The following is a 20347-nucleotide window of genomic DNA, read 5'->3' on the forward strand; positions in this document are numbered from 1 at the left end:
GCGCCTTACCGTGCCGTTCAGTTCCAGGTTTCCACCAGGTCCGCGGCGCGGGCGATGGCGGCAATGCCACGCTTGCCCTCCGCCCGTTTCAGCTGGACGATCACGTCGATCACGCTGGCGGAATAGGAGATGGTGTCGGACCGTGAGAGGCCGATGCCGGTCTGCATCACCATCAGGCTCAATTGCTCCAGCGCGCCGCGCAGCGAATTGGCGTGGATGGTGGAAAAGCTGCCGGGGTGGCCGGTGTTGATGGCGCGCAGGAACGACACGCTCTCGGCCCCGCGCAATTCGCCAAGCACGATCCGGTCGGGTCGCAGCCGAAGCGCCGATTGCAGCAGCTCGTTGGCGGTCACTTTCGCTTCGCCGAGCTCGCCCTTCACGGCCACCAGGCCCACGGCATTGGCGCCGGGGAATTTCAGTTCGGGGGTGTCCTCCACCAGCACCACGCGTTCGTCGCGGGGAATTTCGCCCAGCATCGCGTTGAGGAAGGTCGTCTTGCCGGTGCTGGTGCCGCCGGAAATCAGGATGGTCTTCCGCGCCCGGATCGCCGCGCGCAGGAATTCGACGGGCTGCTCCTGCGGGTCGGGCATGTCGGCTTCATTCGGCTGCGACAGCGGACCCGTGTCATAGGCATCCAGTGGCAGGTCCAGCCGCCGATGGCGACGCACGGCCATGGCCCAGTGCTTGCGGGTGGCAGGCGGGCCGCAGAACTGGATGCGCGCGCCGTCGGGCAGCGTTGCGCCCAGCAGCGGGTGCTCGCGGTTGATGCCCTGGTGGCTGATGCGGGCGACCTGCTCGGCCAGCCGCTGGATCAGCTTATCGTCGATGGCATCGTTTTCGATGCGCTGCATCCCGGGGCTGGCGGCGTCCTCCACCCACATCTCGCCGGGCCGGTTGACCAGGATCTCGGTAACGGTGTCGCGTTCCAGCCAGTCGCGGAAGGGCGCAAGATAGGCGTCGAGATATACGGAGCCGGTCGGAACCTGCGGCGCGTCGGCAGGCGGGCCAGCCAGCGGCGTACGCTCGTCCGTCGCGGCCCCCTGCTCGCGCTCCTCGCCAAGGCGGTGGATTTCAGCCGACACCGATCAATCCCTCACGCTCAGTTGACCTGCGGGGCCTGACTGAAATCAAGGTCGCGCGCGGTGTAGACGCGGATCGGCTCACCCATGCGCACGCGCACGGTGGGCGGTCGCTGGCCGTCCTGCTGCAAGGCGGTGCTGGCCGCGTTCTGCCCGCCGCCAAGCACCACCGAGGCGCCGCCGCTGGCGATCGTGGTCAGCCCGCCGATGACCGACAGCAGCATGGCCGAACCGAAGCGGCTGAAGAAATGGCTGTCCACCTCGCCTTCCAGGCCCGCCGTGCCATCGAAACTCGTGGCAGGGCTTTGCAGCGACACGGTGACGCCGTCGGGACGGATCACGCGCTGCCAGATGACATAGGCCCGGCGCTGGCCGGCCTGCAGGCCCGACTGGTACTGGCCGACAAGGCGGCTGGAGCGCGGGATGAGCACGCGGCTGCCATCGAAGCTGCGCACGTCCTGGCTTACCACGGCGCGCACGAAGCCGGGCACGTCGGTGTTGATCGCCGTCTCCAGGATCGCGGGGATCATGGTGCCCTGCGTAACCGTGGTGGTCGGGTTCACGTCCTGCGTGGCGAGGGCGGGGCCGCCGCCGACGCCGCCGATGCGGGCGGCGAACTCGTTGGCCGCGCCGCCGCCGGGCACGACGCTGTTGGACGAAGCGCCGGCTGCTGCAGCCTCCGCCGCTGCTGCGTTGGCGGCCGCTCTGCTTGGCGCGACGCCGCCGTCATAGACCAGCGTGGGCGATGAATAGGGGTTGGTTGCCGTGCCGACGGCCACGTTGCCATCGGGAACCCGCGCCAGCACCGGGGAGGGCGCAGGATCGCCGGCGGGCAGGACACCGGCATTGGCGCTAGGTAGTCCATCGGTGGGCGATGCGGCGAGGTCTGCCGGGGCAGGGGGCGGCGCGACGGAGGCGGGCCCCGCATCGGCGGCCTGCTGTTCATCGGTGCGGCTGGCGTTCAGGCCCCACAATGTCGCCGCGCCCAGAAGGGCGACGAAGCCGACACCGGCCAGCAGCCCCAGAGCATCCTTGTTGCCCTTGCGATTGGCCACCGCCGGATAGGAGGTGCGGCTGGCAAGGTCGATGACCTCGGTCGTCTCGCCGTCGCGCGGATCCTCGTCGTTGGCATGACCGGCGGTCTTTTCGGGCAGGCGCATGGCAAGTTTCATGTTCTTTACTCCAGAATCGCGATCAGGCGCCCTGCTGGGCCGTTCCGTCGGCATTTACCGCGCCGAGCGGGCCTTCGTTGACGAGCATGGCCGCATCGTCTCCCGAGCGCAGGATGATTTCGCTGGGCACCACGTCGAGCACGATGGTGTCTCCGCGCACGGCGAAGTTCACCGGGCCTTCGGTACCCTCGTGATCCTTCACCAATATGGCAGGCATGGGCTGGCCGGAGGGCCAGGCCAGGAAAGTGGCGGACCCGTCGTCGTAGATGCGCTCGGGCAGCAGGGCGGCGCTGCCGCTGGCGGCCCAGTCGAAATTCAGCAGGGTGGGATCGAGCACGGCATAGTCGTCGTTCGCGGCGGCCAGTTCCATGGCGTTGGGGCCTTCGCCCGGTGCGGCATTGGCCGAGGCGAGGACGCCCGCTTCATCCTCGACCGGGTCCACTTCGACCGGGTAGGTGAAGGTGAGGACGTACAGCGGCGTCCGCGTATTGGGCGTGGCGACAAGGTCGAACAGGTAGGTGTGCTTGTTGGTCACCACCGTCATGTTGGTGCTGGCGCGCGGCTCCAGCGGCTTCACGAACAGCAGGTTGGCGCGGCGGTTGGGCGTGACCTGCCAGCTCTGACTGTCGCCGATGGCGACGTTCTCGATCGCCTCGCCTTCGCCGAACTGGATGGTGGACTGGACGTTCACCTTGCCCTCGATCCGCACGACCTGTGTGGGATCGTAAAGCCGTTCCACGAGGCGCGGGTCCTGCGCCAGGGCGGGGGCGGCCATCAGGGTGGATGCCAGCAGCATCGCGGCGATGCTTTCGCGGATCATTGCATTTTCTCCGAAGAACGTACGGGTGCGGACTTGAAGCGGCTGCCGATACCGCGTGCCCGAGATGGGGTGGTGGAACCGTTGCGGCCCTGTTCGCCAGGCCCGCCGGGCTGCACGATTCTCGTCTCGCGCACACGCGTCGATCCGCCGCCGGTATCGTTGGCTGCGAGAGGGGTGGACGCGGTGACGCGAATGTCGCGCGTAGGCGGGGCGGTCTGCGCCGCCCGTTCGCGCGCCGTGCTTCCGGTGAGAGCCGGGGCCAGGGGCGCTGCGGCGGGGGACGCAGCGGCGGTGTTGATCCCGCCGCGTTCGTCCGCCCCGGCATTGGCGGAAAGGCCGAAGACGCTCCACCCGGCCACCATGGTGGTGGCAACCCTCAGCACCATGAACATCAGCGCCAGGTGCACCGCGCCGATCATGAAGAAGGCCATCGCCGGGCGAACGTCGATCTGACCGGGATTGGCGGAGAGGCTGGAGAGCACCGGGATAGCCAGTTCCAGCATCAGCGATCCGCCGAGCACCGCGAACAGCGGGGCCAGTGCCATCAGCACCACGCCTTTCAGCCAGCCCACGAACAGGCCGCGCGTGCCGTCGAACAGCGCCAGAAGAATGAAGATCGGACCAAGGCCCATCAGGATTGCGAGCGCGATCTTGCACGTGGCGAGCACGCCGACGGTGCCCAGCAGGAGCATCGTGCCGCCCGACCACAGCAGGCCCGGGGGCGAGAAGATCGAGGTGTCGTTGGCCATCGCATCCCCGCCCGATGCTTCCATCAGCGAAAGCATCACCACGTCCAGCTTGTCGGCGAAGATCGTGGTGGCAGAACCGTCCGTACCCATCAGCACCGTTGCGATCTGGTCCGGCGCGCCCACCGCCAGGTTCCAGAACACGCTCTGGAAGGCGACCCAGCTGGTGGCGAAGGTGATGACCAGCACCAGCGTGACCATGCGCGGCGTGAGCGATGAAAGGCCAAGACGCATGCGACCGGTGATCAGGCCGAAGCCGAGAAACGCGATCCAGAGCGTCAGCAGGATGGTAAGCGCGGGGCCAAAGCTGCCCTCTGCGCTGAACAGGCGATTGAACGCGGCCTGCGCCATTTCGCTGGCGGCGCAGTCCACGCCGCGCAGGGACGCGCCGATGCCGGCACCAACGCCTTCCATGGCGCGCATGCATTCCACGCCTACGCTGGTCGAGGTGGAAGCGGCGCTCATTCCGCGGCCTGCCAGTTGAAGTCGTCGTCTTCGTCCTGCGGATCACCATGTCCGGGCCAGGGCCGGTTGGTCAGCGCCGGATACCACTGCGCGGGATCGTTACCCACGGCCTCGCGCAGCAGGTCGAGCCGGCGCACGCTGCTCTCGCGGCCGGAAAGGATGGTGAGCACTTCGGGCGCGCCCGACAGGTCGAGCCGCACCACGACACTGGCGTCCGGCTGGCGGACGAGGAAGCAGCGGGAATGGGCGGGCAGCGACTTGATCAGCGCCAGCTCGTGCTCGGTCAGGCCGAAGCCGTCGCAATAGTCTTCCGCCCGGGCGCGGGCGTTGGGCATGAACACCATGGTGGCGGTCTGCTCCACCAGCGCGGTGGAGATCTTGCTGTCCAGCGCGTCGCGCGCCGACTGGGTGGCAAAGCCGACCAGCGCGTTGCGCTTTCGCATGGTCTTCAGCCAGTCGCGGATTCGCGCGGCGAACACTTCATCGTCCAGCGCCTTCCACCCTTCGTCGATCAGCACCATGGTGGGCTGGCCGTCCAGCCGCTCGTCGATGCGGTGGAACAGGTACATCATCACCGGCGTGCGCAGCTTGGGATTTTCCAGCAGCGCGGTCATGTCGAAGCCCATCACGCGGGTCGACAAGTCCAGCCGGTCGGCCTCGTTGTCGAACAGCCAGCCGTGTTCGCCGTCCTCTATCCAGGCAGACAGGCGATCCGCCAGGTCGCCCGGCTGCGGACGGCGCGCGCCCGAGACGAGTTCCTTGAAGTGGCGCAGGCGGCGGAGTGAAGGATCGTTGGCGTAGGCCGCGTCCACGGCAGAGGCGATGGTGGCGCTTTCCTCCGGCCCCTCGGCCTTCAGCAGCACCGAGAGCCAGTCGCGCAGGAAGCCGCGGTTGGCAGGCGTATCGGGCAGCGCCAGCGGATTGAAGCCGGTCGGCTCACCCGACCGGATGCGGTCGTAGGTGCCGCCGATCCCGCGAATGAACAGCTCCGCGCCGCGATCCTTGTCGAACAGGATGGTGCGGGGCGAGAATTTCTGCGCCTGCGCGGCGAGGAAGTTCATCACCACGGTCTTGCCCGAACCCGACGGGCCGATGACCGAGAAGTTGCCCAGGTCGCCGGTGTGGAAATTGAAGAAGAAGGGCGTCGAGCTGGTTGTCTGCAACAGCGTGACCGCATCGCCCCAGTGGTTGCCCTCGGCCTGCCCCAGCGCCATGCCGTGCAAGGATCCGAAGCTCGCCATGTTGGCGGTGGAGATCATGGCACGGCGCACCAGGTAATGCTCGTTGCCCGGGAATTGGCCCCAGAAGGCAGGCTCCAGATTGGTGTCCTCGCGCACGGCAATGGCGCCCGTATCGGCCAGGCTGGCGGCGACGGCGGCCGTGGCATCGTCCAGCCGGTCGAGATTGCGTTCGCGCACGAGCACGGAAAGGTGATGGTCGCCGAATGCTACCGAGCCAGCGCCAAGTTCGTCGCGCGCGGCCATCATCTCGGCGCGTTCGGACTGGGCTTCCTCGTCAGCGCTTTTCAGGCGGCGGATGGCAAGGTCGATCTTCTCGCGCGCGGTCTGCCTTTCTTCCGGCGCGAAACTCTCGGTCACGATCATCTCGTAGGGCAGGCGCAGCATGCCATCCAGCAGGCCGGGGCTGGTGGCGTCGGGGTAGTCCTTGAGACTGAGGATCGAGGCGAAATCGGCCCCGCCGCTGCCGCGCAGCTCCATCGCATCCAGGCCAAAGCTGGCGCGGCGGTACGGCAGCATCTTGCCGATGTCGGTCTCGACCTCGGGCCGGCGCACCGGACGCATCTCGCCGTTGTAGAGCGCGCTCAGCAGTTCGAGCACTTCGTTGTTGGTATTGCCAGACGGCCCGACATAGTCGCCAAGTGGCTGCGCGCCGTAATCGCCCAGGCTGGCGGCCAGCGCCTGCAACGCAGCACGAAGCGAGCGCAGATCCTTGGGATCGACCGGCTCTTCCTCGTTGCGGCGCTTGAACAGCTTGCCCGCCTTCTCGGCAAGGCCAGCCTTGCCGCGCGCGGGCCGGCGCACGAGCGAGACGAACTGGTCGTTCACGAACAGCGATCCGCTCGACAGCTTCTCGCGCCAGCGGCGATCGATATGGGCCGAAAGCGGATCGTCGAAGCTGGCATCCAGTTCCACGCTGACCCGGCGGCGGATCACGTGATGATAGAGCACGAAACGCGCATCGAGGTTGCTGCGCAGCATGACCTCGCGGCTCTGCGCATGGGCGTTCAGCGCGTCGGTATCCTCGGTCTCGAACAGCAGGCCGGGCACCTGCAGCGCGGCCATCAGCGATCCGTCGCGCAGCAGCAGCACGTTCTCGTCGACCAGCCGCGCATAGGGCAGGCGCTCACCGGCCTGCGCTTCCTTGGCGCTCCAGGCGGCGGCTCCAAGCCACTTACCGGGCCACTTGCTCTTCATGGTCTCACTCCGTGCCGCACCGTCGCGGGCGGCGGTTCAATTGCCGCGCGTCAGGCGGCGTAGCTGTTGCAGCCCCAGCGGCTGTAGTTCTTCACCCGCGGACACTTGCTGACCTTGGTCAGCCACAGGTCGAAGATGCGCGGTTCGCGAAGGCAGGCGAAGTATCCTATCGCGTGCATGATGATGGGGATCGGCAGGATCCAGAGGCTCTTAAGGATGAGAAAGGCCTCGGTCGTCACGAGCGCGTTGATGATGAAATAGTTGAACGTCACGCCCGCGAACATCTGCGGGCGGGTGAGCGCGCGATGGACGGGATGGCGGACGAGTTGCATCTCTTTGGCCCCTTAACCCGCTGCGCCCTGGATGCCGGCCACGATCGAGGCGGCACCGAAGATGATGAAGCAGCCCAGGATCACGGTCGCACCGAAGCGCCAGTTCATCCGGCCCGTCAGCATCATGAAGCCAACGGCCGCGACGGCCATCACGGCGACGGCCGTCGCCACGCTGCCCAGCAGCGTGTTCTGCATCCAGGCAAGCGCGTTGTTGATGGGGCCCGATCCGGCAGGATCCTGCGCATAGGCATTGGTGGGAACAACCAGCACCGCGACAGCTGCGGCCAGGCGAAAGAAAGCATTCATTGTCAGTCGGAACTCCGGGAATGATCGGACAGGCGGCCCATGATCGCGGCCACATAGACCTGAGTTTCACGTATGCGCGGAATGCCGCCTGAACGGATCACCCGTCCCGGTCCGGCATTGTAGGCGGCCAGCGCCTTTTCCAGATCGCCATCGAAGCGGTCCAGCTGCTCGCGCAGGTAGCGCGCGCCGCCTTCCAGGTTGGCGCGCGGATCGTCGGGATTTACGCCCAGGTCGCGCGCGGTGCCGGGCATCAGCTGGGCAAGGCCGCGCGCGCCGACCGGCGAAACCGCATCCTCGCGCCAGCGGCTTTCCTGCCATACCACGGCCTCGATAAGCGCCGGGCTGAGATCGAAGCGCAGCGCAAGCTCTGCCACGTAATCGGCATAGGCAGCGGGAATGGCGGACGAATGTTCGGCAGTATCGGCCACGGCCCCTTCGGGCACCAGCGACGCCGCGATTTCAGGCACTTCCGTTATCGGCACGGGGGGCAGGACGGCGTTCATTTCCACCTTCGCCACCGGCCCGGCGATCCACTGCGCCTCTCCCGCGTCGGAGATTTCCAGCACATCGGCCTGCGCGGGAAGCGCGCAGAATCCGGCCAGCGCAAGCGCAAGCGTGGATGTGCAGAAACGCAGAATCATTCGGGCCCTCCAGAGCGGCCCCAATGCTTACAACAAATGACAACGCCATGACAGTCCGGGCAAAATCGGGCCGGCCCGGCAGCAAAGGAAGGGGCCCGGAAAGCGATGCTCTCCGGGCCCGAGGTGCGTTGGATAGTCACCAGCGCGCTATCGACGCCATATTATATGGCCTGCATGGCAGGCCTTGTGGCGGCGTTATTCGGAAACATCCTCCAGCGAGAGAAGCGCCAGCTGCGCGGCGCGGCGCGAATCGATCCAGTCGCCGTTGGCCAGTTCCAGTTCGTAACGATCGTCGCTGGCGATGGCATCGCGGTAGGCCTGCTCGGCCAATCGGTATTCGCCGATCGCGGCATAGGCTGCGCCAAGGTTGATGAGCAGAGCCGGATCGCCGGGGTTTTCGGCGCGGGCCAGTTCAAGCTGGGCAATCGCCTCGCGCGCGTCGCCAGAGACGATGGTTTCGTATTCGACGTCGCGCGTCTCGATGTCGGGCTGCGTGGTCGCGGCGGAAGGCCCGGCCTGCGCGAGCATCAGGAACGCCGTGGTCAGAGTTGCAAACATGATGGTTCTCCCAAATCGTTGGCAGCCATTTTGCGCAGCATATTACACCAATGCAATAAAACCGTCACATTGTCATAAAAGTGCAATAGTCAAACCGTGGACAAGTTTTTTGTGCAGTAAAAACAATGTCCTCGCCGGTATGTGACACTCTGTAACGCAAATCCGTCACACGGTCGCCAAAGTGTAATCTGGCGCGCCTAGCCGTCCTCTCGCGACATCGCATTTCGCTTCACCTGATTCTCGGTTTTTTGAGGGGACCGTTCGCTGTGACTAATCTTTCTCGCTCTTTGATACTCGGTTGTTCGGCCATGGCGCTCGCCGCCTGCGGCGCCGAGGAAATCGCTTCGCCTGGCACCGGTGGCAACGTGACGATCATCACCCCGGCTCCGACCTCCGCGCCAACGCCTACGCCCACGCCGACGTCCGGCCCGCTGGTGACGCCGGCCAATGGCTGCCCGACCGTCAACGACCCGGCTGGCCTGGCCGACGAAGGCACGATCACCGGCCCCGAGGGCGAATGGCGCGTCTGCGCAACGCCGCAGCGCTTCACGGCGGACACCACGCTGCCGCGCATCGATGGCCTCCTTTATCGCCTGGCCGGTCAGGTCAGCGTCGGCACCGACGGCGGCCCGACGGCCGACGGCAACAATCCCGACGTGACCCTGACGATCGAGCCCGGCGTCATCATCTACGCCAGCGGCTCGTCGTTCCTGAACGTGGAGCGCGGCAACAACATCGATGCCGTGGGCACCGTCAACCAGCCGATCATCTTCACCAGCCGCGACAACGTGCTCGGCCTGAACAATGCCGATTCCTCGGGCCAGTGGGGCGGCGTGGTGCTGTCGGGCACGGCTCCCGTCACCGACTGCCGCCAATCGGGCGCAACGCCCGGCACCGTGAACTGCGACCGTCTGGTCGAAGGCTCCGCACAGGATAACCTGTTCGGCGGCGCCAGCCCGAACGACAGCTCGGGCACGCTCAGCTACGTCCAGATCCGCTATTCCGGCTTCGTCCTTTCCGGCGACAGCGAACTCCAGTCGCTGACCACCGGCGGCACCGGCAACAACACCGAGCTCAGCTTCATCCAGTCGGTGAACTCGTCCGACGACGGTGTCGAATTCTTCGGCGGCGAGGTGAACATCTCGAACCTGATCGTGGCAGGTGCCGAGGACGACTCGCTCGACTCCGACACCGGTGTGAAGCTGAACGCCCAGTACGTGCTGGTGGCCCAGCGCGCGGGTGCCGGCGACGCGATCATCGAGGCGGACTCCGACAACGGCCTGTACCAGCAGACGCCGCGCCAGGAGACCAACCTCGTCAACGCCACGCTGATCCAGCGCAAGGACGACGATCAGGTCGTGCGCATCCGCGGTGCGGCCGACTACCTGATCGCCAACTCGGTGATCATCGACGCCTCGGCTGCCGGTACGCCTTGTATCCGCATCGACCAGACCGAGACGATCGCCACCTCCGGCCAGCCTGACGAAAACGGAGCCCCGCGCTTCGAATCCGTCGCGCTGGATTGCCAGACGAACTTCCGCGACGGCAGCGATGGCGTGAGCGCCGCCGATGCCGAGGCGGCCTTCGATGCCGGCGCCGGCAACACCAAGGATTTCACCAACACCATCCAGAACGGTTACCTGAACGGCGCCAACGAAGACGGCTACACCCCGATCTTCGACGCGACGGCGCTGTCCAGCTTCTTCGAGACCGTCACCTTCATCGGTGCCGTGTCGGCCGCCAACGACTGGACGCAGGGCTGGACCTGCGACAGCTCGGCCCTGACCTTCGGCAACAACACCGGCAACTGCACGGGCATCCCGGTCTTCTGATGACCCTGAAGGAGGGGAAGCACTTCCGGGCCTGCCCGGCGGCTTCCCCTCTTTCGCTTTTTGACGCGGCGGGCTTGCGGGTCCGCCTTGATTTTCCGGATCGACTCATGAGGGAGTCATGACAATGACGACTGGCAAGCGGCTGGCGGGGCTGCTTCTGCTCACCACCGCGCTCACAATACCCGGCGCGGCATTCGCCCAGGGCACCGCAGGTACCCCCAACGCCGGCGGCGCCCAGGCACCGACCCAGGAAGAGGTTGACCGGCAGGAAGATCCCCTCCTCGACGAGCAGGAGGAGGAGTTCGAGGATCCGGACATCTCCGTGCCCGGCGGATCGATCATCGTGACGGGGCGCATCAATCGCGATCCCACGCGCAATTCGACGCAGGTCGTCAGCGTCCTTTCCACCGAACAGATCGCCCGCACCGGCGAAGGCGATATCGCCGGCGCGCTGGGCCGCGTTACCGGTCTTTCCGTGCAGGGCGACGGTTACGTCTATGTCCGTGGCCTGGGCGATCGTTACTCGCTGGCATTGCTCAACGGCTTGCCGCTGCCGTCGCCGCAGCCCCTCAGCCGCGTCGTCCCGCTCGATATCTTCCCCACCAACGTCGTCGCGTCCAGCCTCGTCCAAAAGACCTATTCGGCAAACTTTCCAGGCGAATTCGGCGGCGGTGTGATCAACCTCACCACGCGGGCCGTTCCGGAAGAGAGCTTTCTGGAAATCAGCGGTGGCATCAGCGGCGACACCGAGACCACTTTCAGCAACGGCCTCGGCTACTACGGGTCCGACTACGACTGGTTCGGCTTCGACGACGGCACGCGCGACATTCCGCCCGCGCTGCAGACCTTCTTCGACAGCGGCCTCCGCCTCAGCGACGTTCCGCTCGATCCGCAGCAGAATTTCAACCAGGCACCGGTCACGCAGCTCGATATCGGCAAGCAGCTCGGCAATCCCAACCTGATCGTGTTGCAGAAGATCGGCGACGTGCAGCCGAACTGGTCGGCTGGCCTGACCGCTGGCACTTCTCTCGACGTGTTCGGCGATGGCCTGCTGGGCGTGGTGCTCACCGGTTCCATCAGCAATAGCTGGCGCACGCGCAACATCACCTCGCAGGCGGTGCTGGCCGACTTCTCGCTGGACAGCGATTTCGTCGACAACGTCACCGACAACAACGTGCTGGTGAATGCGCTGCTGGGCTTCGGCCTGGAGCTGGGCGACCACCAGTTCCGCTGGACCAACCTGTTCATTCGCGACACGACGAAACTGGCCCGCTTCTCCGAAGGAGAGGATTTCCAGGACGACGACAGCATCCAGCAGCAGCAGACAGCGTGGTACGAACGCCAGCTGATCGACAGCCAGCTGGTGGCCGAACTCGAATTCGGCGGCGTCAACGTCGATCTGCGCGGCGGATACGCCCGCACCGACCGCGAGGCGCCCTACGAATACACCTTCACCTATGTGCGCGACAATGCGCAGGGCCCGCTCAGCGACTACTTCATCAACGTGCTCGACCGTCAGACGGGCGACGCCACCGTTGTCTTCTCCGACCTGCAGGAAGAGCTGTGGGCGGGCGGCATCGACATCAGTTTCGAACTGGCCGACGGCCTATCGCTGACCGGCGGCTACGCCTATTCGGACACAGAACGCTATTCCGAGCGCCGCGAATTCCTGTTCAACGCCCCGACCAGCTTCCCCGACGCCGTGGGCCTGCTGCGGCCCGACCTGCTGCTTGGCGATGCGATCCTCGACGCATTCGACGTCGGCCTGATCGAATCCACGCAGTCTGACCCGGCCTTCATCGCCGCGCTCACCATTCATGGCGCCTACGGCAAGATCAACTGGGAGCCCACGCTGGGCGTGCTGCTGGACGTGGGCGTGCGCTACGAGACTGCCGAGCAGACCGTGGACCCGGTCGAGGTGTTCGCCACGCCGCTCAACTCGGCCAGCTCGACGCTGCTCGACAACGAATACTGGCTGCCCGCCGCCACGATCACCTGGGAGCCGGTCGAGGACCTGCAGATCCGCGCCAACGGCTCGATGACGCTGGCCCGTCCGCAATTCCGCGAACTGATCTTCCAGACCTACTACGATCCGGAAACCAACCGCCAGTTCAACGGCAACCCCTTCCTGGTGGACAGCGAACTGACCAACCTCGAATTGCGCGGCGAATACTACTTCGGCGGTGGCGATCGCGTGTCGGTGGCCGGGTTCTACAAGGATATCGAGAACCCCATCGAGGCGTTCTCGAGCTTCTCTGACAACGACCAGCTGACCAGCTTCGCCAACGCTCCCAGCGCCACCCTATGGGGCGTGGAGGCCGATCTTCAGTACACGTTCGATCTCATGAACTGGGGCGGTTTCTTCGAGAGCAAGGAACTGCTGTTCATCGCCAACTACACCTACACCAATTCTGAAATCTCGGTCGGTCCGGACGACACGACCCTGCTGTTCCCCAACGGCGAAATCCCGGCAACCAACCTGTTCGTCGACGGCGTGCCGCTGACCGGGCAGTCCGACCATCTCGCCAACTTCCAGGTCAGCCTGGAGGATGTCGACGTGCTGCAGCAATTCACCTTGCTGGTATCCTACGCCAGCGAGCGCGTGACCAGCCGCGGCACCTCGGGCCTTCCCGACATCATCGAGGATCCCGGCCTGCGGGTGGACCTTGTGGCGCGGCAGGGCTTCGACCTCTTCGGCAGCGAAGCGGAACTGAAGCTGGAAGCGCGCAACATCTTCGGACGCCCGTACGAGGAATTCCAGACCGACGGCACCAACCGCGCCGATATCAATACCTACGATCGCGGGATGGAACTGGGCGCGTCGCTCTCGCTGACGTTCTAGACCGGAGATTTGTGGATCCGAACGGTCCCTCGCCGCGTGCGGGGGGCCGTTTCAGTTGTCCCCCGTGCCTCCGCGCTATCGGATACCGTCAGATCAGATCGAGGACGTAGCCGCGACCATGGACCGTGCGCAGGAGGTGTCCGGCACCGGCCGTGCGCAGACCCTGGCGCAGGCGCTTGATCCAGACATCGACGGTGCGCAGATAATCGGGATCGCCGGCCTTGCCCAAGGCATCGATCAATTCCTGCCGCGACAGCACGCGGTTGGGATTTTCCGCCATGAAGCGCAGCACGCGGAACTCGTTGGGGCGCAGGCAGATCAGCTCGCCACGCCAGCGCGCCTGTTCGCCGGCGACGTTGATGCGCAGGTCTCCGAATTCGATCAGACGGAACCTCGGCCCCGATCGTCCCTCGGCAAACAGTGCAAGGACCCGGTCGAGCATCGCCTGGCGCGAGAGCGGACCCACCGCGTAGTCGTCCGCACCCGCTTTCAGAGCGCGGCGCCGGTCGTCGGGATCGTCTTCCTCGAGCACGATGGTGATGTGGGCATCGCGCATGCGCGGGTCGGCGCGCAGACGGCGCACCAACTCGAGGCCGGACAGCGTGTCCATCACCCAGTCGACGAATACCCAGGCCCGTCCGTCAACCAGCGACAGCGGACCCTCCGGCGGCAACAGGGTAAAACGGAAGATCGCGTCGCCCTGCGTGAAGTCCGCATAACGGGCAGCCTCCCGGTCGGTCGTGAAGATGGTGATGCGGTCCATTCGCCCCTGCTCGTTCGCTAGCGGGGACTGTCCTGCCAAGGCTGCATGACCGGTCTATGACACTGGCGCGGCAATTCGAGATTGGGAAAATTTCACACCCGAAAGGGGAAGGCCGGCAACCTAGAGAGGAGGGGCGGGGCAGTACTTGCCGAGGTATTCGGCGTGCCCCGGCATGTGCTGGACGAGATACCGGATGGACTTCTCGATCTCGTCGAGTTCCTTCCTGGTCTCTTCCCGGTCCAGCCCCTCGGCCATCGGGTTGTGGCCCTTCATGGCTACGCCCTGGCCCATCATCACCGCAGCCCAGCTGGTTTCGGTGAACAACTCGTCCTCCTCGCGGAAGATCTGTCCGGTTTCGCGGAACAGTTCCACCTTCTCGGTCAGCGTGTCGGGCACGCTCATCGTGCGGCAGTAGTTCCAGAATTCGGAATCGTCGCGCGTGGTGGTGTTGTAGTGGAGCACGAGGAAATCGCGGATGCGGCGATACTCTGTGCCGGTCAGGCGGTTGAATGTCTCGCGCTGGGCATCGGTAATGCCTTCCAGCGAGAGCACCGCGATCAGCTTGGTGATGCCGGTGTTGATCAGGTGGATGGAGGTGGATTCGAGCGGCTCCATGAACCCTGCCGAAAGGCCCAGGGCCACCACGTTGCGGTTCCAGAACTTCTTCCGCCTCCCGGTAACGAAGCGCAGGTGATTGGGATCGGCCGTCGGCTTTCCGGCAAGGTTGTTCACCAGGATGTCGGTCGCCTCGTCGGCTTCCATGAAGGCATCGCAATAGACATGGCCGTTGCCGTTGCGGTGCTGCAGGGGCACCTGCCATTGCCAGCCTGCGCTGTGCGCCGTCGCGCGGGTGAAGGGCGGGGGCGGGCTGCCGTCGTCGCGGTTGCAGGGCAGGGCGACGGCCCGGTTGCACGGAAGCCAGTGCGTCCAGTCCTCGTATCCCGTTTCCAGCGCCTGCTCGATCAGCAGGCCGCGAAAGCCCGAGCAATCGATGAAGAGGTCGCCCTCCAGCACCTGTCCACCCTCCAGCGTGACTGATGCGACGTCCCCGCTTTCGCCGTCGAGTTGCACATCCTCGATCCGCCCTTCCTGCCGCACGACGCCGCGCGTCTCGGCATACTTGCGCAGGAAGCCGGCATAGCGGCCGGCGTCGAGGTGGTAGGCGTAATTGATCGGCGGCAGGTCATCCCGCTTGGTGTCCTGGGTGCGGGCGAACTTGCCGAAGAACGCGGCCATGGTTTCTGCATTGAAGACCTGGATCGGGCGCTTGTCGCCCTGCTGCTTCATGAAGTGCCACACGTGGTGAAACGACATGTCGCCGATGTGATAGCCGTAGTTGCCGAAGGGGTGGATGTAGCTGTCCCCCACGGCGCCCCAGTTGACGAACTGGATGCCGAGCTTGAAGCTGCCCTGCGCCGCGGCGAGCATTTCGCGCTCGTCGATCTGCAACAGCTGGTTGAATTCCACGAACGGCGGGATCGTCGCCTCGCCCACGCCCACGGTGCCGATCGCTTCGGACTCCACCAGCGTTATGCCGAGATCGCGCCCCTTCTTCAGGCGCGACAGGGCTGCCGCCGCCATCCATCCGGCCGTGCCGCCGCCAACGATTACGATGTTCTCGATTGCCATGATGCGCTTCGCCCGATCCTGTCCCTGCTGCGCCTAGCCCGCTTTGCTCCCGGGCGCAAAAGGAGACGGGCCTCCGTCACACCCAAGGCCGCGGCAGGCGGTTATTGCAAAAATGCTACACCAGAAGGCGCTCGATGTGAACGTTCATTTTTTGCGGTTGTGAACGATCACAATATTGGTATGCAGGTCACGTCGCGCCGCTTGGGTGCAAGTGTATTTATCCGATATCGCCCGAATTAATACAGGCGGATCAATGGGGAGAGCAGTCAGTGTCAGCTCGAATCGATAGCAGTCTTTCGTTCGCTCGTCGCAGCCGTGCGCTGGCGGGTGTTTCCAGCCTCGCGCTCTGCATGGCGGTGAGCAATGTCGCCCTTGCGCAGGAAACGGTCGAGGAAGAAGCCGCGCAGGAAGCGGGCGAGGCCGATGCGAACGTCATCGTCGTCAGCGGCTTCCGTGCTTCGCTGCGGACCGCGCAGGATTTCAAGGAAAACGCCGACACCGTCGTCGACGTGATCACGGCCGAAGATGTCGGCGCGCTCCCCGATCGTTCGGTTACCGAAGCCCTGCAGCGCGTGCCGGGCGTCAACATCGGCCGCTTCGAGAAGACCTCCGACCCCGACCGCTTCTCGGTCGAGGGCACCGGCGTCATCATCCGCGGCCTTCCCTACGTCCGCAGTGAGCTAAACGGCCGCGACATCTTCTCGGCCACCGGCGGACGCAGCCTCAGCTTCGAGGACGTGTCGCCCGAACTCGTGGGCCGCGTGGAGGTCTACAAGAACCAGACCGCCGACATGATCGAGGGCCAGATTGCAGGCCTGGTCAATCTCGTTACCCGCAAGCCGCTCGACACTCCGGGCCTGCACGTCGCCGGGTCGATCGAAGCCAACTATGGCGATCTTCGCGAAGAATGGTCGCCCACGTTCAACGTCCTGGCATCCAACACCTTCGACACCGCGATCGGCACCTTCGGTATCCAGGGTTCCTATTCCTGGTCCGAACTGCAGAGCCGCACCGATGCCTCGCAGGTTGCCGATCCGTGCTATCGTAATGCCGACCTCTCGGGCGGCTGTCTGCGCGTGTTCGATGTGAACTCGGGCGGCTTCGGCGATGTCCAGAACTACGACGAGAGCAATTTCCCGCCGACCGGTTCGGTCATCGTTCCGCAGTACGCGGGTGTTCGCACGACCGATCTCGACCGTGACCGCGAGGCGATCTCGGCCATCGGCCAGTTCGAAAGCACCGACGGCCGCTTCCTGGTGACGGCTGAGTACCTCCGCTCGAAGGCGAGCTTCTTCACCGAGGAATATGCGCTGCTGGGCCGTATTGACGACGGTGTTGCCGCACCCGATCCCCGTCCGGGCACCAATTTCACCTTCGACGATGACGGACTTTTCGAAAGCGGAATCCTGACCGACAATGTCGGCAATGCCTATGCCACGCCGTTCGGCTGGGGCGGCATCCCAGTCGACTCCCTGCGCTTCCTGCGCAACACCGAGACCGTCACCGAAGACTATTCCGTCGATGTCTTCTTCGAGGTGACCGATCGCCTGCGCTTCAACTTCGAAGGCCAGATCGTCCAGTCCGACCTGACGCGCGACTCCGTCTTCGGAGCGCTGAGCACCTGGGCCGACATCGATCTCGACCTTTCCGGCGAAACGCCGAACGTGCAGTTCATCGCGCCGATGGGTGCGCCGGACGACTATTTCTCCAGCGGCTTCTACACCTACTACTGGTTCGGCCTCGACAGCCGCGAGCGGAACGACGGGGAGATGTACACCCTGCGTGGCGATGTGGAATACGACATCGGCGAGGGCTTCTTCCGCAAGGCCGCCTTCGGCGCCCGCTGGGCGGACCGCGACCGCACGACCCGCAACACCAACTTCAGCACCTGGGGCAACCTGTCGGCCCCGTGGACCGGCCGCGGCGGCTGCGCCCCCTGGGGCGAAGGTCCGGGCTGCTTCTCCGAGGGGCCGGGTCCGTTCGGCAACGGGTTCATCCCGGGCCGCCTCTACACCGGTCTTCCGGGGCAGGAATTCGCCACCGGCGGCGGTGCCTTCACCGACGAATTCCCCGAGTATTCGCAGCTGCGCGATCCGTTCGCCGAGAACTTCCAGCGCGGCGAGGCGGCAACGCCGATCCCCAACGGACAGGCATGGTTCTACGGCGGCGACGATTTCCTGGCCGACTATCTGGCTGGTGAAGTCCAGCCGCAGTGGGACGAGATTTCCGAATTCTCGTTCTCGCCGGAGCGCTTCAACCTGGGCGTCGCCGGTCGTACCTATACCAACCCGGTGAACGGCGAGACGATCGCGTGCGATCCCTTCTGCCCGCCGGAAATCTCCAACGTCACGGAAATCACGAAGGCTGCCTATGCCCGCGTCGATTTCGGGCATGACTTCGACAGCGGCTGGTCGCTGGGCGGCAACATCGGTCTTCGCTACGTCGAGACCAAGGTGAGCTCGGATGCGCTGGTCGGCTTCCCGCAGGCCAACCAGTTCGACGATCCCTCGATCGGCGGCAACGGCGACGGCGTGGTGCAGGTGGCGGAGATCCAGGCACTGTGCCAGACTCCGGTCCCTGTCGGTCAGGAGCGTCTGTATTGTAACCTCACCGGTCAGCGCCTGGCGGAGTTCGCATCGCTCTTCACCGGTGAGGCCGTTCCCGACGACCGCGACATCACCTTCGACCACTGGCTCCCGGCGCTCAACGTGCGTCTGGACAGCGGCACGGGCTGGGTCCTGCGCGGTGCGGTGTCCAAGGGCATTTCGCGTCCCGACCTCCAGCTCTTCAACGCTGGCGGCGTGCTGGGCTTCAGCGGTCGCGTGGACTCCGGGCCGCTGCTCAGCATCTCGACCGGCAACCGCAACCTGCTCCCGGTCGAATCGTGGAACTACGACCTTTCGGCGGAGTGGTACTTCGACGACGTCGGCTCGCTGACGGTGGCGGGTTTCGTGAAGGACATCACGGGCATCGTCAGCCGCGGTACCGGCGTGGTGAACTACACCGCCCCCAGCGGTCTGTCGCAGGACGTTATCATCGAAGGTCCGGCCAACGATATCGACGGCACGCTGTACGGTGTCGAGATCGCCCATCAGCAGACCTACGACTTCCTGCCGGGACCGCTCGGCGGCCTGGGAAGCCAGTTCACCTACACCTACGTGAACGGCAACGATTTCCCCAATCCGCTGATCTCGGGCATCGGTTCGCCCTCCGTGGCAAGCGCCGGCGCACCGCTGAACGGCAGCCCTTTCGTGAGCGGACAGCCGCTGCAGGGCATTTCGGAGCACACCGTCAACGCGACGCTGTTCTACGAGCGTGGCCCGCTTGCGCTGCGCACCGCCTACAACTGGCGATCCGCCTTCCTGATCACGCCGCGAGACGACATTTTCCCGTTCTCGCCGATCTGGCAGGAGGCGACCGGCCAGCTGGACGCGTCGATATTCTACGACATCACCGACTCCATCAAGGTCGGGGTCCAGGGCGTGAACCTGCTCGACGAGGTGACCGAGACCTCGCAGGTGATCGATTACGACGGCACGCGGGTCACCCGCTCGGCTTTCCGCAACGACCGTCGCTTCACTTTCCTCGTCCGTTTCGACTTCTAACGTCGAAAGCTCCTCCGGACGGGATTACGAGATGGGCTCCTGCGTGCTCCCACGCGGGGGCCCATTTTTTCGGTGCCTGGCGGCGCGAAAGGCAAGAGCCTGCTGCCAGGCAACGCGGAAGGACAAGAGAATGACACTCGAGATCCGGCGAACTGCGTTTGCTCCATGTCTTCTGTCAGCACCCTTGCTTGCCGCCTGTGCCGCGGTTGCGCCGCAGGCACCGGGTCCGGCACAGGCCATGCCGCACGACGACGACTGGCAGCTGGTGTGGGCGGACGATTTTGACGGCAATGCCATCGACGCCGAGCGCTGGAACCTGATCGAGGATTGCTGGGGCGGCGGCAATAACGAGCAGCAGTGCTACACCGCGCGGCCTTCGAATGTCTCGGTGGAGGACGGCGCGCTCGTCATCACTGCCCGCGACGAGGACTTTACCGGGCCTGCCTGGCCGGCTCATTTTGCCGGCCCGTCGTTCGACATGACCGAGCAGGCGACGAAGCCGTTCACCTCTGCAAAACTGACCACGCAGGGGCTGGCCGACTGGACCTACGGCCGATTCGAGATGCGTGCACGGCTGCCGCAAGGGCAGGGCGTGTGGCCCGCGTTCTGGATGCTGCCGTCGGACGATCGCTACGGCGGCTGGCCCGAAGCGGGCGAGATCGACATTCTCGAAGCCGTCAATCTGGGCGTGGAGTGCGACACGTGCGAGCCCGGCGGCGAGAGCTCCATCCTTGGCACGCTGCACTACGGCGGCGATGGCGATTCCAGCACCTACACGAACCGCGAGATCGTCGAGCCACAGGTGCTGGACGGCGACTTTCACGTCTACGGCGCGATCTGGGAAAAGGGGCGCATCAGCTGGACGCTGGATGGAAAGGTGTTCGGCACCATCGAAGCATCGGACTGGTACACCGTTTCGAGCGACGATCCCGAGGCGCCCTTCGACCAGCCTTTCTACCTTATCCTGAACCTTGCCATCGGCGGGAACTGGCCGGAAAGCACCGCCCTTGGCGGCGTTTCCACGCAGGGGTTCCCGAAGCAGATGGAGATTGACTGGGTGCGCGTCTGGCAATGCGAGGCAGACGCGGCTACCGGTCGTGGCTGTACGGGGGACTGACACAA

The 20347-nt window shown here is 65.2% G+C and carries 15 protein-coding genes; 4 read left to right on the top strand and 11 right to left on the bottom strand.

The window, feature by feature from the left end:
• Positions 1–17: 17 nt before the first annotated feature.
• From virB11 to AAA989_RS09275, 9 genes are all read right to left on the bottom strand, one after another.
• The gene (virB11, locus tag AAA989_RS09235; protein ID WP_434781443.1) at positions 18–1082 is read right to left on the bottom strand and encodes a P-type DNA transfer ATPase VirB11; all 1065 of its coding nucleotides are present in this window, start codon (positions 1080–1082) and stop codon (positions 18–20) included.
• A 17-nt stretch (positions 1083–1099) separates the two neighbouring features.
• Positions 1100–2251 (bottom strand): TrbI/VirB10 family protein, encoded by a 1152-nt coding sequence (locus AAA989_RS09240; RefSeq protein ID WP_338242882.1) that lies wholly within the window; start codon positions 2249–2251, stop codon positions 1100–1102.
• A 22-nt stretch (positions 2252–2273) separates the two neighbouring features.
• Positions 2274–3071, bottom strand: a complete 798-nt coding sequence (locus AAA989_RS09245; protein ID WP_338242884.1) for a TrbG/VirB9 family P-type conjugative transfer protein — start codon at positions 3069–3071, stop codon at positions 2274–2276.
• Positions 3068–4282, bottom strand: a complete 1215-nt coding sequence (locus AAA989_RS09250; protein WP_338242886.1) for a TrbL/VirB6 family protein — start codon at positions 4280–4282, stop codon at positions 3068–3070. The genes AAA989_RS09245 and AAA989_RS09250 overlap by 4 nt, the downstream gene beginning before the upstream one ends.
• Complete coding sequence (locus AAA989_RS09255; protein WP_338242888.1) at positions 4279–6717, bottom strand: VirB4 family type IV secretion/conjugal transfer ATPase; 2439 nt, start codon at positions 6715–6717, stop codon at positions 4279–4281. The genes AAA989_RS09250 and AAA989_RS09255 overlap by 4 nt, the downstream gene beginning before the upstream one ends.
• A gap of 50 nt (positions 6718–6767) precedes the next feature.
• Positions 6768–7049, bottom strand: coding sequence for a VirB3 family type IV secretion system protein (locus AAA989_RS09260; RefSeq protein WP_338242889.1), 282 nt, complete (start codon positions 7047–7049; stop codon positions 6768–6770).
• 12 nt (positions 7050–7061) lie between these two features.
• The gene (locus tag AAA989_RS09265) at positions 7062–7355 is read right to left on the bottom strand and encodes a TrbC/VirB2 family protein (RefSeq protein WP_338242891.1); all 294 of its coding nucleotides are present in this window, start codon (positions 7353–7355) and stop codon (positions 7062–7064) included.
• A gap of 2 nt (positions 7356–7357) precedes the next feature.
• The gene (locus tag AAA989_RS09270; RefSeq protein WP_338242893.1) at positions 7358–7996 is read right to left on the bottom strand and encodes a lytic transglycosylase domain-containing protein; all 639 of its coding nucleotides are present in this window, start codon (positions 7994–7996) and stop codon (positions 7358–7360) included.
• Between the two features lie 195 nt (positions 7997–8191).
• Positions 8192–8554, bottom strand: a complete 363-nt coding sequence (locus tag AAA989_RS09275) for a tetratricopeptide repeat protein (RefSeq protein ID WP_338242894.1) — start codon at positions 8552–8554, stop codon at positions 8192–8194.
• Positions 8555–8862: 308 nt separating this feature from the next.
• Between AAA989_RS09275 and AAA989_RS09280 the strand changes: the two genes are divergently transcribed.
• Both AAA989_RS09280 and AAA989_RS09285 read left to right on the top strand, forming a co-directional pair.
• Complete coding sequence (locus AAA989_RS09280) at positions 8863–10386, top strand: beta-helix domain-containing protein (protein ID WP_338242896.1); 1524 nt, start codon at positions 8863–8865, stop codon at positions 10384–10386.
• Between the two features lie 124 nt (positions 10387–10510).
• Positions 10511–13228 carry a TonB-dependent receptor domain-containing protein gene (locus AAA989_RS09285; protein ID WP_338242898.1) on the top strand — a complete coding sequence of 906 codons (2718 nt, stop codon included), beginning with the start codon at positions 10511–10513 and terminating at the stop codon, positions 13226–13228.
• A gap of 88 nt (positions 13229–13316) precedes the next feature.
• Here AAA989_RS09285 and AAA989_RS09290 read toward each other — a convergent pair whose 3' ends face one another.
• Both AAA989_RS09290 and AAA989_RS09295 read right to left on the bottom strand, forming a co-directional pair.
• Complete coding sequence (locus AAA989_RS09290) at positions 13317–13991, bottom strand: response regulator transcription factor (protein WP_338242900.1); 675 nt, start codon at positions 13989–13991, stop codon at positions 13317–13319.
• A gap of 120 nt (positions 13992–14111) precedes the next feature.
• Entirely contained in the window at positions 14112–15620 is a 1509-nt protein-coding gene (locus AAA989_RS09295; RefSeq protein WP_338242902.1) for a tryptophan halogenase family protein, read from the bottom strand.
• A 269-nt stretch (positions 15621–15889) separates the two neighbouring features.
• On the opposite strand from AAA989_RS09295, the gene AAA989_RS09300 reads away from it, so the two are divergent.
• On the top strand, positions 15890–19225 hold the full coding sequence (locus AAA989_RS09300; protein ID WP_338242904.1) for a TonB-dependent receptor: 3336 nt from the start codon (positions 15890–15892) through the stop codon (positions 19223–19225).
• 130 nt (positions 19226–19355) lie between these two features.
• Positions 19356–20342, top strand: coding sequence for a glycoside hydrolase family 16 protein (locus AAA989_RS09305; RefSeq protein ID WP_338242906.1), 987 nt, complete (start codon positions 19356–19358; stop codon positions 20340–20342).
• Positions 20343–20347 lie beyond the last annotated feature (5 nt).

Origin of the sequence: Aurantiacibacter hainanensis, assembly GCF_036321025.1 — a bacterium.
GTDB lineage: Bacteria > Pseudomonadota > Alphaproteobacteria > Sphingomonadales > Sphingomonadaceae > Alteraurantiacibacter > Alteraurantiacibacter hainanensis.

What these genes read in the sequence shown, in the direction of transcription:
- AAA989_RS09260 (WP_338242889.1), bottom strand. Translation starts at nt 7,049, where the DNA reads ATGCAACTCGTCCGCCATCCCGTCCATCGCGCGCTCACCCGCCCGCAG.
- AAA989_RS09240 (WP_338242882.1), bottom strand. Translation starts at nt 2,251, where the DNA reads ATGAAACTTGCCATGCGCCTGCCCGAAAAGACCGCCGGTCATGCCAAC.
- AAA989_RS09275 (WP_338242894.1), bottom strand. Translation starts at nt 8,554, where the DNA reads ATGTTTGCAACTCTGACCACGGCGTTCCTGATGCTCGCGCAGGCCGGG.
- AAA989_RS09305 (WP_338242906.1), top strand. Translation starts at nt 19,356, where the DNA reads ATGACACTCGAGATCCGGCGAACTGCGTTTGCTCCATGTCTTCTGTCA.
- AAA989_RS09250 (WP_338242886.1), bottom strand. Translation starts at nt 4,282, where the DNA reads ATGAGCGCCGCTTCCACCTCGACCAGCGTAGGCGTGGAATGCATGCGC.
- AAA989_RS09295 (WP_338242902.1), bottom strand. Translation starts at nt 15,620, where the DNA reads ATGGCAATCGAGAACATCGTAATCGTTGGCGGCGGCACGGCCGGATGG.
- AAA989_RS09255 (WP_338242888.1), bottom strand. Translation starts at nt 6,717, where the DNA reads ATGAAGAGCAAGTGGCCCGGTAAGTGGCTTGGAGCCGCCGCCTGGAGC.
- AAA989_RS09280 (WP_338242896.1), top strand. Translation starts at nt 8,863, where the DNA reads ATGGCGCTCGCCGCCTGCGGCGCCGAGGAAATCGCTTCGCCTGGCACC.
- AAA989_RS09265 (WP_338242891.1), bottom strand. Translation starts at nt 7,355, where the DNA reads ATGAATGCTTTCTTTCGCCTGGCCGCAGCTGTCGCGGTGCTGGTTGTT.
- AAA989_RS09290 (WP_338242900.1), bottom strand. Translation starts at nt 13,991, where the DNA reads ATGGACCGCATCACCATCTTCACGACCGACCGGGAGGCTGCCCGTTAT.
- AAA989_RS09270 (WP_338242893.1), bottom strand. Translation starts at nt 7,996, where the DNA reads ATGATTCTGCGTTTCTGCACATCCACGCTTGCGCTTGCGCTGGCCGGA.
- AAA989_RS09285 (WP_338242898.1), top strand. Translation starts at nt 10,511, where the DNA reads ATGACGACTGGCAAGCGGCTGGCGGGGCTGCTTCTGCTCACCACCGCG.
- AAA989_RS09245 (WP_338242884.1), bottom strand. Translation starts at nt 3,071, where the DNA reads ATGATCCGCGAAAGCATCGCCGCGATGCTGCTGGCATCCACCCTGATG.